The sequence below is a fragment of the Endozoicomonas sp. genome, from assembly GCF_051008435.1.
GTDB lineage: Bacteria > Pseudomonadota > Gammaproteobacteria > Pseudomonadales > Endozoicomonadaceae > Endozoicomonas_A.
Genome location: NZ_JBPCXO010000281.1, coordinates 1 through 15471, shown reverse-complemented (window position 1 = coordinate 15471; position 15471 = coordinate 1). Strand labels below are relative to the sequence as shown.

Here is a 15471-nt window from a genome sequence, read left to right as displayed (position 1 = left end):
ACACGTTACAGCTCGACCTTAAACCCTACACAAGAGTGGCGTAAGACATACTCCGGTATGCAGCCGTGTTGACGGTGTAGATAAACCCAGAGAATCACTGATTGTCGCAGGTTTTTAGTAGCGGTTTAGTATGTCTGACTGTATAACCACTGCAGTTCAGATAGAATACCCCTCTTTTTTTCCCTTCAGGTTGTTTCCTCTGCTATGAGTCGTATCACGGAGAAGCAGGCTTATAAATGGTTGATGAGCCAGCTCAGTCCTACCAGAAGCTGGTTACTGGCATCAATCACACTGGGCTTGATCAATGGTCTTCTGTTCCTGGCGCAGGCTGCGTTGCTGGCAAACATTATTCATCAGATGGTGATGGAAGACGCAGTAAGGGAGTCTCTAACCCATGATTTGATTCTAACTGCAGTGATTATTCTTCTTAGGGCACTTTGCCATTGGGGTCGAGAACTCACCGGATTCAGGGCGGGGTTGATCATCAAGGAGACTATTCGCGGGGCTATCCTGAACAAGTTAAAAGCCCTGGGCCCCCTGGTCATTGCGGAACAACCCGCAGGGGGCTGGTCCACTATGGTGGTGGAGCAGGTGGAAGAGCTTCAGGACTTTATTGCCCGTTATCTTCCGCAAATGGCACTGGCGGTTCTCATTCCACTCATTATCATCATTGTTGCTTTTCCAATGAACTGGACCGCAGGTTTGATTTTCCTTGGAACGGCGCCACTGATTCCTGTGTTCATGGCACTGGTTGGGATGAAGGCAGCCGAAGCGAATCGCCGGAATTTCCAGGCTTTGAATCGACTGGGCGGCTTCTTCCTGGACCGGCTGCAGGGCATGGAGACTCTCAGGCTGTTTCAGCGTACTCGCCATGAACACCAGTCATTGAAATGGGCCAGTGAAGATTTTCGTCATAAGACCATGCAGGTCTTGCGACTGGCCTTTTTGTCATCCACGGTGCTGGAGTTTTTTGCTTCCGTCTCCATTGCTATTCTCGCCGTCTATTTGGGAATGAGTTTCCTTGGATACCTGAATTTCGGTAGTTACGGTGCCGGAGTCAGCCTCTTCACGGGATTGTTCCTGCTTTTACTGGCACCAGAGTTTTATCAGCCCCTTCGTGATCTTGGAACCCACTATCATGCCAAATCAAAAGCAGTCGGTGCCGCTGAATTGATTCTTGAGTTGCTTCAGCGGGAAGAGTCCGATGTCCACCAGGGGAGTGACTCACTGGCAATGGAAGCCCCTGTGTCTTTATCGGCTGACCAGTTGACGGTGAAGGGCAGTGCCGGTGGCAGGGCTTTACTGAAGGATGTTTCATTTAATATTGCTGCCGGAGAACGGGTAGCCATCATTGGTCCCAGCGGGGCAGGCAAGTCGACACTGGTGAACACTTTGATGGGATTCTGGAACTACCAGGGAGAAATCAGGGTTGCTGGTGAAAACCTGTCGAGTCTTTCGATGGATAACTGGCGCAAAAGAATTGCCTGGCTGGGTCAGCAGCCACTGATTATTCATGGTTCTGTCTATGAAAATGTTTCTTTTGGCCGCGATCTGGATGAATCACAGGTCAAACTGGCGCTGGCCAGGGCTCAGGCAATGGAGATTGTTGAACAGTTGCCAGAGGGCTTGAACAGTCTTCTTCAAGAGCAGGGTGGCAATCTTTCTGTCGGACAGGCTCAGCGAATAGCGTTGGCCAGGGCTATTGCAGAACCGGTAAAACTGTTGATTCTGGATGAGCCTACAGCCAGCCTGGATGCTTACAACGAACGTCTTGTCCTTGATGCCCTGGAGGCCATTGATCCTGAGTGTACGGTGATTACAGTCACTCATCGCCTTAAACAGATCGATTCGATGGACAGAGTGTTGATGCTGGAGAACGGCCAATTGGTAGCCGACGGTGATCCTCGCACTCTCAAACAAGAGTCTGCGACGGTACAAGCCTTTGTAGCGGGTTTGGCAGGGAGTCTGGATGATGAGTGAATTACTGCCTTATTTAAAGCTGTATCGCAGATACTGGGGTGCCTTGTCGGTTGGTATGTTACTGGCAATGACCACCCTGCTGTTCAGTCTTGGGCTGTTGGCACTGTCAGGCTGGTTTATCACTGCAACCGCTCTGGCTGGCTTAACGGTCGCCACTGCTCAGTCATTTGATTTCTTTTCTCCGGGAGCCGGGGTTCGAGGCTTTTCCATTGGGCGAACAGCATCCCGCTATTTTGAACGACTGGTTAGCCATGATGCCACCTTTAAACTGCTGGCCTGGTTGAGAAGCTGGTTTTTCGAGAAACTCCTGCCTCTGTCCCTGACCCAGCTGCAACGTTATCGAAAGGCGGAACTACTGAATCGTCTGGTAGCGGATGTTGATGCCCTGGATCAGCTTTATCTCAGATTGTTCAGCCCGGTCATCGCTGCGGTGTTGGTGGTGGCTCTGCTTTCCCTGGGACTGGGCTTTTTCAGTCCTGTTCTGGGCTGGGGAACCCTGTTTCTGATGGGATTCTGGTTGATAGGTCTGCCCGTGGTTTTCTATCGCCTCGGCTACCAGAGTGGCAGAACACAGGGTGAACTTCTGGGAGAGCTAAGGCAAAAAGCACTGGATTATTTGCAGGGTATGGCAGAGTCCAGAATTTATGGCTCGGAAGCCAAAATGAGAGAACGCACCGACGCCACTGAGAAAAAACTGCACAGTACCCAGAGGAAAATGTCCAGACTGGAAGGTCTTGGTGGTGCATTGATGGTGGCCGGGGCCGGGATTTCAGCGGTGATCATGCTCTATCTTGCGGCAGGAGAATACCAGCGGGAAGTGATTTCCGGGCCCGTAATGGTTATGTCAGTCTTCGCCGTGCTGGCAGGCTTTGAAGCACTGATGCCTCTGCCTGGAGCATTTCAGTTTCTGGGGCACACCCAGCTTGCGGCTTCGAGGCTGACAGAAGTTCTGGAAGAGGAAGCCATTGAGTTTGGTGAAAAAACCATACCAGAAGCCTTTCAAGCGCACATTGTTTTTCAGGACGTTGGTTTCCAATATGCATCAACGGCTGGCAGTGAGAAGACGGCTCCGATGATTCTAGGTGGTATCAGTCTGGATATTCCGGCAGGTCAGCATCTGGCATTGCTGGGGAAAACAGGTTGTGGCAAATCAACACTGATACGTCTGTTGACTCGCCAGTTAGCCGGTTATGAAGGCAGGATTGAACTGGGTGGGATTGCCGTCAATGAATATTCCGAGGCTGCACTTTATCAACTGCTGTCTGTGATTCCCCAGCAGGCTCATGTATTCAGCACCACTCTCAGGGAAAATCTGAAAATGGCTCGACCGGAAGCGGATGACAGTGAGCTGCTCGAAACCGTCCAGGCAGTTGGGTTGGACCAACTGGCAGCGGCTGAGGGTGATCAGAAGTTACTGGATCTGTGGTTGGGGCAGGGCGGAGTAGCTCTGTCTGGAGGAGAGCAGCGCAGGCTGGCAATCGCCAGAGCACTGCTGAAAAAGAGTGAAGTGCTGATCATGGATGAAGCCAGTGAAGGTCTCGACCCGGTCAGTGAAGATCATTTGATGAACCAGGTTCTGGATGCTTACAGGGATAAAACCGTCATTATGATCACCCATAAAAAGGCCATGCTGGAACGCATGGACCGAGTGATTCGGATGGATGGCGGGCGGATTATTTAAGAGGTCTGCCGTTCCTGTCCAGGGGAGTGTCAAAGTCGATCAGGTAGTCATCATTGCCTGACCAGGAAGCTTCGGTGCGTGGTACATCGGTCAGTGTGTCTGTATCCAGAGGCATTGGGGCACTTCCCTGCCTCTGGCTAAGAACCCCGGCCGCTTCCTGCTTCTGCCGGTCGCTGATCACTTTTTTTAACAGGTTTTGTTCGGACAGCCGATGGCTTTCAGGGTTGATGCCGAGCTCATCCCTGCAGGCTTTCAGGAGGGCGATCTGTTCACTGGGGGTATAGTTACCAATGAAGCTGTCCAGGTACATATCTGCCGTTTCATGACCCTGATTCAGGTTGATCATAATGTCGTTGTACTTCAACTTTCCCTCAATTTCATCTTCAGAGTCCGTAGGTAAAATCGAGAGTGTTCCTTGTTCAGGGTCATTGGCTTTTGCGGGATAGAACAGTTTGACTGCGACACTGAGGCGAATGGATAGGCGTGCAGCATCATTGCGATTCATACCCAGGCTGACAAATTGTTCCATCTGCCAGGGGATTAGCTCTGCTACTAGAAAGTGATCTGGGAAAGGTTGGTCATTTTCAATGCACCAGAGGGCAAAACTGTAAGGATCTTTTTGCCAAAGTTCTCTGGCTAACGCGGTGCGTTCAACGAGTTCCTGGTCAGGAACATGAGCAGGAAAGAATTTTTCATCAACCAGACCGGCTCCTGCCACACTCCGGGCCCATCGGCATTCCCGGATTTCCCGTTCATTCACCGTTTTATTGCTCAGCCAGCCCCGATCTCTGAGTATATCCGCCAGTTTCAGGCCGAGATTCCTGACTCTTCTGACCATCCGGCCACCTAACCACAGGGGGTTGTTCTCAGGTTCCTGAATCGGCTGTGCAGTCGGAGTTGTTTCCTGGAGAAGATCCTGGCGGAGTACGTTCAGGCAGTTTTCAACGCTGGTGGCCATGATAAAGTCCCTGTTGAGCAGTCCTTATAACGTTTTAGACATAAACACTCTGAGTATAGAAGGCTACTTGAGCCAGCTGGTCTGTGGGCTGACATCTCGATTAATCAGATTAAAGATGGCTGTGGCTATTCCCAGCATATAGCCGGGTACCTTGAAACCAGGAATGCCAGTGTTTTTCAGCTGGTTCTCCATCTGGCCACTATTAAGGATTAACTGACAGGCATTGAAAATATCAGCGAATGTCACGGGTTGGCCTGGCTTAGGTGTGATACTGCCTCTCATGCCATTTTTGAGCCATCGGGCTCTTGCCATAAAGCAATCTATACAGAATTTAATATCCATGGCACTCTTCAGTCCACTGCGATCCTTGGCACTCTTGCAACCCAGGACATTAGCGAAATCAAGCAGACGACAGAGTTCACTGGTGAGATTACTGGTGTAGAAAGGGTCTCTGGTGAGCTTGTGGTGACGATCATTTTCGTACATGAAACGGATATACCGAACGACTTCTATTAACTCTTGTTTGATGGCAGCCGGAGTAGTCTCTTTCCTGATAAGTTCTCCCACCTCGCCGCCGATGGCTGATTCAGGTACCATTGAGCCCATCAGTTCTGTGAGTGTCTCTCTGTTGACCTCGTCAGCCAGTTCCCAGGTGCCTGTCATGGCTCCAAGCTTGGTAAAAGCCATGTTATTGCAGGGATCTATAAAGAGATGAATTCTGGGTTTGACCAGGATTCTTTGTTCTTCTCCGTCTTGATCTCTGATCGAGACAATGCGTGTGCCATGTTCCCTGATCTGCTTAACCGCTTCCCTGACTTTCTGACACCAGATCAGCTCAGGGTCATTTTTTTCGTGTTCCATCAGGTTGGGGCGTAGTTTGTCTGGACTGAGTAGTAGCTTGTAACAGACGTCGATATCTATGGGGTCATGACGAGGGTTGCCAATAGCCTGTGCCAATGCTTCCGGTTTCTTTTGCAATAACGATGCGATGATCATTTCATCCAGTCGCCGGTTGGTGACTTTCCTGCGATGGTGTTCGGGTACTGCAAAAGCATAGGGCAAACCCACTCGGGTCTCCATGTAAACCGGGTCTTCAATCCCTGTCATCTTTAAAATCATATTCATGAGATTAACGGCATGTCCGGTTTCATTTCGCTTCATAGAGGGGCAGAATTTGTTCTTGTATCCTGGATGAAACAAGTCAATAAACGGGGCTGCCAGGTGGCTCAAATCATCACTGCTGACAGGAGGGGCCAGCAGTGCTGCAGGCAAATATTGCAGCTGACAATGCTGAAAGCCCTCTGGATACTTCATCATCAATTCTTTGTCTATCGAGCGAGTACCTTCGCTTTCCTGAATGACGTTGATCAGGGAGCCCTGATACTTTTTGCCGAGCTTCAAGGGAGCCAGTGCTGACAGTATTTTCTTTTGCAGTCCGAGCAGTCGTGGGATCATGGGGGCTGCTGGATCAAAGCGCATGGTCGCTTTACTTTGTAATTCCAGAATTTTTTCCATGGCGGGACTGGATCCTTCAATACCCCTATCTGTCAGTAGTCGAATGGCGGCAGAGCATTGCAGGTTGACACTGTGAATGAAATTTTCTCTTGATCGACAATCAAAACGGGCTACGACCCCCATTGCTTCAATAAAAAGCAGAATGGCTTTATTGACTGTATTCAGATCAGACTCAAGACAGCTTGCCAGCTCTGGCTTCAGACCTTTTTTATCGGGCGATGTAAAATTTGTCCAGCTATCCAGTAATTCAGTAGCGTTTCTAATGAGCTTGTCAGGATCGAGCACACCGGTTTGTTGCGCATAAATGGGTTGTTCCAGTAATTGAAGGGTATCTCGAACCAGTTTTTTCCACTCTGTCCGAGTGGCCTCATGGGTAAACATTGGTTTAAAGGAACTAAGAGTCAGAGGGCGACTGGCTTTACGCTGTTTAATGAGAGTTTCGGAAGCTTCGGGCATCAGTCGCTCAACCAGTGTCTGGTGTTCTGCGAGGAATGCTTTGAAGGTATCCTCATTCACTGCCTTTGGATTATGAAGGCAAAGATGCTCGTGAGCCGATGTTTGTAAATGTTGTTTCTCGTAGTCGGAAAACTTATCAAGCTTGAGGTTTCTGCTCTTTATTGTTTTTGCAAGGGGCGAGTTTTTATCACTCAGATCTGTGTAACGAAATTCCGGGGACAGCTCTTCCAAGGTTGAAATGGGTTCGTCCAGTGGATCCTGAGTGGGAGTAGGTGGTGGAATAAACGGCTCTTCTTTTAAGGAGGAGGGTGTCGAGACCCTCTCGTAACCGTCGTCATCGTAGGGAATATCATCATCTTCAAAGAAAAGAGTCATTCTTTTTGCCATATCTTCTTTGAAGGCTTCAGTATCTGCTGCGCCTATCTTTTGTCTCAACTCTTCCATAAAGCCTGTATCAATAAAGGCTTTCATGTTTTCTTCAACCTGACCTGTTGCCAGGGTGAAATGTCTTCTGACTTGCTCTGATGAGCCTCCGGAAGAAAGTAATGGCGATCGATAAGACGTGTCAGGTTGCATCGTCTGTAGACGCTTTCGACCAGTGCCGGATTCCATCGCAAAAGGATCAGAGTTAAAGCTGGTCTCTGTTTTAGCGTCCTTTTCAACAGACTTCCTCATCCATTTACCGGGTGATGAAGATTCTGACTCTTCCTGCTTCTTATCACTCTGGCGCGGGTTCAGAGGTATATCAATAGGCTCTGAGGGCTTGCCGGGTGGTTTTGAATCCATGGGATCTTCTCGGATTTTCACCTGATCAAGCTTTCTTCGACCATTTTTCATAAATCTTTATTAGAAAATCAGATTTTTTTAATAAAAAGTCAATATTAAGGTTGTTGCATTGATTAAACGGAAGTTGTCTTTTTAAATCAGACTTCTTAGTCAGGAAATTAATAAGAATGGTAACCCTTCATTAAACAAGTCAGCTGTCGTGATTGATTGCATTCATTGTATTAAAGGGTATTTTAGTAGACACCTTATTAAATAAAAGCGCCTTAGGGAATCTAACAAGCTTTTCATACAACAAGGAATTTCCAGTGATTAAAAATACGCTGAATTATTGCGCGGCTTTCTGCTGCTTGCTGATTTTTAGCCAGGGCAGTCTGGCAGACACTGCTTTGCCTTCGAAGATGATTTTCTTTATTGAAGGAACTGCGTGTCCAGCTGGCAGTACTGCTGCAGCAGACGCTGCGGGGCGAATGTTGTTAGTTACCACCAATGTTGGCGATGTGGGTAAAACATTCGGAACGGCATTGAAAGATCAGGAAGATAGAACTCATACCCATAGCGGTTCAATGACGGTTAATCTGCCATCACACCATGTCGCGGGTGCCTCCAGTTGTTGCAATAGTCAGGCTACCAGTAAGGGATCTCATTCTCAGACGATTACCAGCGGCGCAGCTACCAGTGGACTGCCCTTTATTCAATTACTGGTTTGTCAGGCTAATTAATCAGGAGCTGCTTTTATGAAACGTGGAATTAACAGAGTGGCTGCCTTTTTAACAGCTCTCATCTCTCCAGTATTGTTGGCAGGTGATGCGTTACCTACCTTTACTATTTCTTATTTTAACGGAGCTTGTCCTGATGGTTGGGATAATGCTTCTCTTTCATCTGCCAATGGACGATTCCTGATTCCCAGCATGCGAGGCGGGGGAGTCGCCAGTTTTGTAGGAGAAGCGCTGACTTCTCAGCAAACACCCTCCCATACTCACGCCGATGCAACGGGATCCATTTCAACCAGTTCCAAAGAGTTTATCTTGATTGATGGCTGCTGTAATGACAGCTTGGGTGACTCAGGCACACACAGTATGTCCGGTTCTACAGAATCTGCCTCAGGAAACCTGCCTTATATTCAGTACAACGCCTGTATCAAGACTGCAACACCGGAATCATCAGCGGGCACCCTGCCTTCAGGACTGATGACTTATTACATGATGCCTCAGTGTGAAGCCAGTTCCTGGACACCGGTTTATGCTGCTGATGGTCGTTATCCTGTTGGCCTGCCAGCCAGTGGTCTACCTGGCGCTACGTTTGGTGGCAAGGCACTGAGTCCGGGTGAGATAAGAACCCATGATCACAGCATGGGAGGTACTATCAATCTTCCTGGTCATGATATTGCCGGAGGATCAGGTTGCTGTGCGCACGGATACGCAGGTGCCGGTGATACCAATTTCACAGGCAGTACTGTGGTCGATACCTCCAGCTCAAAATACGACAGTGCAGTACAAGCTCCTTATTACACCGCCACCTTCTGCAGAAAGAACTAGAGGTAGCGATGTTCAAGGAACTATTCAGCAAGGCAGCCCTGGCAGGGGCATTAATATTCTCAGGTAGTTTATCGGCTCTGGCAGATGACCCTGTCCAGGATCCCGGGCAGGAAAACCCTGTCCGGAATCCAGACAGCCTGACGATTTTTAATGTTGACGATATCGGTTTGATCGCAGCAACCAACAGTGCCTCTTCGAGTGTTTTACTGGACTTTTATGCCCAGGATTCGAAATTAAAAGTATGGTCCCAGCAGGGGCAGCAGTTAAATGCTGCTGATATCTGTAATACCACACCCAACCGCAGGTTGACCTCTGGTCGTATATCAAGCCCATTGTTTGAGCAGGCTGTTTGCTCAACGGCCTTTGGGGTCAGCCTTTATACGGGCTTTGGCTCGTTAGGTAACGGGGATTTTCTAGCCTATAACTTTTCCGATCCTGGACCTGATGGAAATGCCCGAAACTTTGAGGCTGCCGCCGGACTTATGGATCGTGCTTCATTTAAAAATGGCATGATTCATATGGAAATTGTGGTGGCCCGGAAAAATCTGAATGGTCATCTGACGGTTGATGTTCTGGGGTATAAACCTGCTAAAAAGGGTTCGCCAGCTGCTCTGGTTTCTCTGGCCAGTTGGGTGGACACATCGGATACCAAAATAACGGGCGATGTCTCACTGGCACTGGGTGATTATGACAATGACAGCCAGTTAGATATTTTAGTGGCTGCCGATGCAACAACGGGTGTTCAGGGTAAGGGAAAGGTTTTGCTTAAGAGCTTTCACTACAAGCCTCGCAAGCAAAGCCTGAAACTCGCTGACTCTGAACAGTTAACTACGGCTGCCAGACCCCGTTCTCTGGAATTGGCTTCCGGGGACTTTGGCTCTCTGGGCTCTGATCAGGCCATGTTAGCCTATTACCCCGATCAGGAAGGCGCGCAGATAAATCTGTCCTTTTTCGTACTGGCTAAAAAGCTCAAGATCGATCCAGCGCAGATTAAGGCCAAGCTGAGTGGCAAGCCTGCTTCCGGCTCCTTTTTTGATATGACTGCAGGTCTGTTTCATTTTGATCCTGCCCAGACTCAGGGCAGTAACATGCCCTTTGCTTTCCATACCCGACAGTTGGCCATTACCTGGGCTGGCACGGATAAAAAAGTCCGAACCCAGATCATTATGCCGTCTCAGGAATTGACGCAGTTTATTATCAGTCAGGAAAAAAATGTCAGCAGCAAAGGTCATGTTTCCCGGACTGATGGTGTAGGGCCCACCATTGCAGCAGGTAATTTTATTGGTTTGCATGATGATGCTGTCAGCCCTCTGGATCAGATCGCCGTGGCTATTCCAACCCTGTCAGAAGGAAGTTCAACCGCTTCGATTCCTGAGCTGGTGGTAGCCACTGTGGAGTATTCAAAACAGACGGCAGGATTCTTCAAGGTGACTCCAGTCTGGGATGATCGGCAACCACTTTATGAAATGTCTGGCTTGGAGTTCGGATTCCCATTGGTGGCTCTGGACAGTCAAGGTAAAAGTTTCTATCTCGGGAACCCGGCTCATATCCGGGTGCAGGACCTGATTGATCCCCAGTATGTTATTTATATGCCGCCCAGGCATGTTGATTGCCTTCCTCCTGAAGGGGGAGGGGACTGTGAGATCGTTAATATTTCCGGTGACACCCAATTTTACGTGGAGTTGATCGACAGCAAAGAGCAGACCCTGCAGCAAACGTCTACCGATCAGATGTCGTCTGAATTCGGTTCCAGCGCATCATTCTCTGTCAGTGAAACGGTGGGTGGTGATGTTATGGAAATTGCCAAGGCGGAAGTCACATCCACTCAAAAAACAGCGTTTACTTATGAACAGGGCACTATGGAGCGGTCGGTCAACACCAGCTATCAATCCTTACTGACTCAGCGTTCTGCATCGACTACAGTGGATGATCATCTGATCTGGAACGCCAGGCTGGTCGATATATGGCGTTACCCGGTTTATGGTCTGGATCTTGGTGAGAAGAAGCAATATCCCTACTACGACGTGCTTATTCCGGGCGTTATGCAGCAGTTTTCTGCAGCGGGTCGTTCTGTCGACTGGTTTAACCCCAGACATATTAACAACAATGCACTCAGTTACCCTTTGATCAGTGATCCGGAATTTCCTACCGATCTGGGCTGTTTCGAATTCAATACTGAAAGCGGTAAAAAGAAAGTCTCTCAGCCCTTAAATGCCGGCGTGGTGAGAACGTTTGATGGCAATATGCAGATGTTTGAGCTGAACTATACCGAGGAATCTGGAGGCTCCACTGAAAAAACCTATAACTACAGTCTGGCTAATACCACGGATATCTCTATCGGCTTTACAGCCTCTGCCGATATTGAGTTTGTAGAAGGCTCTGTGGAAACAGAAGGTTCCGTCAGCCTGGACAGCAAATCCAGCTGGGAGAACAGTTCTCTGTCTGAGCGCACCATGAAACAGTCAAAAGGTATTACCCTCAACCAGCCGGAAGTGGATGGTATTTTTGACAAGTCATACAACTACAAAACACTCATTTATATCAGTAAGGCAGGGGGTATCAAGGTAGCCCATGCGGTGGATCCGGTCGGATCGAACTCGGGCAAAGCCTGGTGGCAGAACACCTATGGTGGAGCAGCCGATCCCGCTGTAAACCTTCCCAATCGGCTCAAGTACAGCCAGATGGATGCGGACTGGGAATTGAATCCGGGCGAAAGTTATCACTGGATGCGCGGCATTGCTCTGACCTCACCGACCTATGATGACTCGATCAAAAGTTATCCTTATCTGACTGGTGGTGCGACAGAAGGCGACAAGGTTCGTGTGGTGGCCAAGGCCTATAATCTGTCACTGGATACGTCAGCGACACAGGTGAAAGTTCATTTCGCCTACCAACCCTATGACCCTTCCAGCAAACAGCCCGTTGGAAAACCTGTGCGTTTTGCCACCAGTAACCCCATTAACTTGCTAGCTCAGGCTGTGAAAGAAGTGGCTGCGGTCTGGGACACCAAAGGACTGGCGGGAAGTGAGTTTACACCCTACCGGTTTGTGATCTCTGTAGAGTCTACGGGATCCGGCGGAGATCTGCTCTCAGGCAGTCAGCAGAAAGGTGGCAACAATAAGGGCATCTGGCCCTGGGGTGGGAGCTATTTTTACATCTTCAAGGATAAAACGGCTACGGCAATGCCATCACTGACTGTTGATGCATACCCTGACGTTGCTCTGAAAGTTGTAAAAAACAACTCGTCCAATAAGGCTGAATCCCATGTGATCCATGTTTCCATAAACAGTGCGAAACATGATGCTTCTCTTAGACACCTGATCCTGACAGGCGATAAAAGTGAAGATGGTATCCAGGAAGTACTCGCGACAAGAACTCTTTGGGGGATTCACAAAGGCCAGCAGGTATTAGAAGTGCCGGTCGATTTGAGCCAAAGCTCGCATCAGTCGCTGAGGGCGGTATTGAGCACTCGAACAGATAACAGGAAAAACAAGCCACAGGTGTATTCAGTGCCTGTCAGTCTTGGGAAATAAGAACACAACAAGGAGAAAACCATGAAAAATGTGATGTTTGCTGTGATTGTCGGTTTGCTGTCGTTTAATGCGTTAGCCGGTGAAGACAAGCTTGAAGGGCTGCACGAAACCGGTACGCCGGAGGAAATTCAGAAGACTCTGGATTCGATGGAAGAAGTTCTGATGACCAGCCAGACTTGTTATTCAGCCAGAAAGTGCAAAGGAAAAGTACTCAGTCATCGTGACGCTCACAACTGCAAGGTGAAATCCAGAGGTAAGTCCTGGAGAAGTTCAGCAGGCAAATGCTATAACCTGTAGAAATAGTCGAGACAATCAGTCATTGTGACTGATTGTCTATCTATCTCTTTATAGCTGTCTCTGGTGATTTAATCCCTGATCCATTGCCAGGCTTTGTTCAGATCTTCATGTTCAAAGTGCTGCTCATGAATACCAAACATTTTTGCAAAGGGACTGTCGGCCGCTACCAGCCATTTCCAGACATTGCTGTTGGAAACAAAGGCGATCTTGTCCAGACGTTTCATATGGCTCATAATCCACTTCAGGTCTTCAAAACCAGCTTGTACACCCCAGCTTGCGGAGTCAGACAGAACCGCCAGAATGCTAACTTTCTGATGGTTTTCCAGAACGGCTTCAATCTTCTGTATCCACTCTTTCTCTTCTTCCAGTGACACTTTGCCAGAGATTTCAAAACCCAGGACAGAACCCTCACTTTCAGGCAGTTGTTTGATCATAGGCCTCACCTTTTTTTTGAAATGATTATAGTGCTCCAGTTTGTGGGGGTCATAATAGTGTGACACATGGATGTATGTCTACAGGTCATTGAAAAAAGAAGTGGTAATGGTTCAGGCAAATATAATTCATTGTCGCAGAAACGCCAGAAACCTCTGTATCTGGCGTTCTAACATGAGCGAGTAAGCGCTGTACTCAAAGATTTTTTGAGAAAAAAAGACTGTTGGGGTCTTCCTGGTAATTCCCGAAAGGTGGGCAGGGCTCAAAGCCAAAACGCTCATACAGCTCATAAGCCGGTTTGAAATGATCCATGGAGCCTGTTTCCAGGTACACTGTTTTATACTGTCTTCGCTCTGCTTCACTGAGAATGTTTTTCAATAAGGCAGAGGCAACACCTCTTCTAAGAAATCCCGGTGAAGTTTTCATGGATTTGATTTCACCTTCTTGGGGCGAAAGGGCTTTCAATGCACCACAACCGGCCAGGCTGCGATTAATCCAGGCTGACCAGAAGGTGATTTCAGGGTCCCGAAGTTTCTCAATATCCAGAACGTGGACACTTTCTACGGGTGAGTGGGTGTGCATATCGTCCAGATGGTCTTCGAGGAGCCGGGCAATTTCCTGGCCCTGCAAGTCGTCTAGTTTTATTTCCATAAAGTTATTCTTTATACTGCCGGATTGTTTGTTATTTCTGGAAAGCGGATGCTGTGATCCGTCGGTTGTGGTGTGACGGTCATGATCTTGACCACTTCCGGCGACTCAAATCGATGCCAGGTGTTTTTGGGCACAACGATTAATTCCCCCTGTTGCAGGGGATGAGCTTGTTCAACTTCATCCTGGAGTAGAAAAACCATAGTTTGTCCTTCTATCACCATAACCATTTCATCATCAGGGTGTCTTTCCCAGTCACTGTTGCCTGCATAATGAGCAAGAAAAATGCCACCGTCTCTATATTCTGCCAACTGACAGAAAGCATCCTGTATATCTTTGGATTCAGGGGTTCTGTGGGTGGCCACTTCAAGCCCGGAGAAGGCTTTGTGCAGGGAAATGGCTTTGCCTTTACTGATCATTGTTCATACTCTGTGAGCTACTGCTTTTTCACAGTATCAGGAACAACCGCTCTTGATCCATTGCCTATACGATTTATTGACAGATGGGCTCAGAGCATAATCTAAACAGCATCATTAAGACCCTATCAAGAAAGGGCCAAGGTCTGCAGCAATGGCTTTGGATGCTATGCCCAGTGTGACCTGAATATCAGCTTTGCGCAGTATTTCTATGCCTTTGCCGCTGTTTCTGGGATCAGGATCTATCATCCCGACATAAACCTTCCCTATGCCTTTTTCTACCAGAGTTTTAGCGCAAGAAGGTGTCCGTCCATGAAAAGAGCAGGGTTCCAGAGTGACGAAGGCAATAATATCTTTTGCATTCGCTGGGAGCTGTTTCAGAGCCATGGCTTCTGCGTGTTCCTGTCCCGGTGGTTGAGTATGCCCACGGGCAACGATTTTTTCGTTATGGACCAGTACACAGCCAACAGGAGGGTTGGGCGCACAGTGCTCTCTGGCTTTGCGTCCCTCGAGTATGGCCTGATGCATAAAGTGGTTAAGTTTTTTCAGCTTCATCAGGATGGCGTTCGATCAAGGACATAATATTTTACGGTATCCAGTTCATCTTTTACTTTTTCAAGAATTTCCGAGGTGGACCGGAAGCCAAGTCTCAGCAGCACTTGTTCTGACTTTGTGTTTTTAGTGAGTGCCCTGGCTCTGATTTGTTTGAAGGGTAACTGTTCAAAGGTATGCTGGATGAGCGAATGTCCGGCTTCAGAGCAATATCCCTGGCCCCAGTAAGGAAGGCCTAGCCAGTAACCCAGATCGGCATCAGTGTGACTGGCATTATTAAGACCAATAGCGCCCAACAGTTCGCCTGATGATTTCAAAGTGATGGCATAGACAAAAGCGCTGTCTTTTTCTCTCAAGCTTTCATGGCTGCTGATCCATTCTTCTGCCAGACCGTCAGGGTAGGGGTGAGGAATATTTTCGGTCAGTCTGGCGACCTGCTCCTCTCCAGCCAACGTCTGGACTTGGACGGCATCTTCCAGAGTGAAAGTCCTGAGTAATAATCGGTCTGTGGTAATCGTCTTATCCATGATGTCAGACTCTTATTGTTAATTCCTGATACTCGATTCTGCAGTTTTTCTCACTTGACAATCAGGTTGCATCCAATAATTCAAATTTCCCAGCATGAGATTTGAGTGATTCCGTAGGCTCCCGTTTACCAAGATCTCGCCCCGCCATATGCCTA

The 15471-nt window shown here is 48.4% G+C and carries 13 protein-coding genes; 6 read left to right on the top strand and 7 right to left on the bottom strand.

Translation table 11 applies throughout. The features are described from left to right. Positions 1–204 precede the first annotated feature (204 nt). Positions 205–1980, top strand: a complete 1776-nt coding sequence (gene cydD, locus ACR2PX_RS14390; protein WP_434000049.1) for a heme ABC transporter permease/ATP-binding protein CydD — start codon at positions 205–207, stop codon at positions 1978–1980. Then, positions 1970–3661 carry a heme ABC transporter ATP-binding protein/permease CydC gene (gene cydC / locus ACR2PX_RS14385; protein ID WP_434000048.1) on the top strand — a complete coding sequence of 564 codons (1692 nt, stop codon included), beginning with the start codon at positions 1970–1972 and terminating at the stop codon, positions 3659–3661. Before cydD ends, cydC begins: the two co-directional genes overlap by 11 nt. On the opposite strand, the gene ACR2PX_RS14380 is transcribed toward cydC, so the two are convergent. After that, positions 3654–4619, bottom strand: a complete 966-nt coding sequence (locus tag ACR2PX_RS14380) for a hypothetical protein (RefSeq protein ID WP_434000047.1) — start codon at positions 4617–4619, stop codon at positions 3654–3656. The genes cydC and ACR2PX_RS14380 overlap by 8 nt on opposite strands. A 63-nt stretch (positions 4620–4682) precedes the next feature. Beyond that, positions 4683–7376, bottom strand: coding sequence for an inositol phosphate phosphatase SopB (locus ACR2PX_RS14375; RefSeq protein WP_434000046.1), 2694 nt, complete (start codon positions 7374–7376; stop codon positions 4683–4685). Positions 7377–7681: 305 nt separating this feature from the next. Between ACR2PX_RS14375 and ACR2PX_RS14370 the strand changes: the two genes are divergently transcribed. Genes ACR2PX_RS14370 through ACR2PX_RS14355 form a run of 4 tightly spaced genes read left to right on the top strand, consistent with a single transcriptional unit; the run spans position 7682 to position 12741 of the window. Continuing rightward, entirely contained in the window at positions 7682–8095 is a 414-nt protein-coding gene (locus tag ACR2PX_RS14370; protein WP_434000045.1) for a hypothetical protein, read from the top strand. Between the two features lie 15 nt (positions 8096–8110). Next, positions 8111–8911 carry a hypothetical protein gene (locus ACR2PX_RS14365; RefSeq protein WP_434000044.1) on the top strand — a complete coding sequence of 267 codons (801 nt, stop codon included), beginning with the start codon at positions 8111–8113 and terminating at the stop codon, positions 8909–8911. A gap of 8 nt (positions 8912–8919) precedes the next feature. Beyond that, on the top strand, positions 8920–12444 hold the full coding sequence (locus tag ACR2PX_RS14360) for a hypothetical protein (RefSeq protein WP_434000043.1): 3525 nt from the start codon (positions 8920–8922) through the stop codon (positions 12442–12444). Positions 12445–12465: 21 nt separating this feature from the next. Continuing rightward, positions 12466–12741 (top strand): hypothetical protein, encoded by a 276-nt coding sequence (locus ACR2PX_RS14355; protein ID WP_434000042.1) that lies wholly within the window; start codon positions 12466–12468, stop codon positions 12739–12741. 68 nt (positions 12742–12809) lie between these two features. On the opposite strand, the gene ACR2PX_RS14350 is transcribed toward ACR2PX_RS14355, so the two are convergent. The 5 genes from ACR2PX_RS14350 to ACR2PX_RS14330 form a co-directional block, all read right to left on the bottom strand. Beyond that, complete coding sequence (locus ACR2PX_RS14350) at positions 12810–13175, bottom strand: STAS/SEC14 domain-containing protein (RefSeq protein WP_434000041.1); 366 nt, start codon at positions 13173–13175, stop codon at positions 12810–12812. Positions 13176–13368: 193 nt separating this feature from the next. Then, complete coding sequence (locus ACR2PX_RS14345; RefSeq protein WP_434000040.1) at positions 13369–13824, bottom strand: GNAT family N-acetyltransferase; 456 nt, start codon at positions 13822–13824, stop codon at positions 13369–13371. 11 nt (positions 13825–13835) lie between these two features. After that, positions 13836–14240, bottom strand: coding sequence for a cupin domain-containing protein (locus tag ACR2PX_RS14340; RefSeq protein ID WP_434000039.1), 405 nt, complete (start codon positions 14238–14240; stop codon positions 13836–13838). 114 nt (positions 14241–14354) lie between these two features. Continuing rightward, positions 14355–14792 (bottom strand): bifunctional diaminohydroxyphosphoribosylaminopyrimidine deaminase/5-amino-6-(5-phosphoribosylamino)uracil reductase RibD, encoded by a 438-nt coding sequence (locus tag ACR2PX_RS14335; RefSeq protein ID WP_434000038.1) that lies wholly within the window; start codon positions 14790–14792, stop codon positions 14355–14357. Then, entirely contained in the window at positions 14792–15316 is a 525-nt protein-coding gene (locus ACR2PX_RS14330) for a GNAT family N-acetyltransferase (RefSeq protein WP_434000037.1), read from the bottom strand. The genes ACR2PX_RS14335 and ACR2PX_RS14330 overlap by 1 nt, the downstream gene beginning before the upstream one ends. Between the last annotated feature and the right edge of the window lie 155 nt (positions 15317–15471).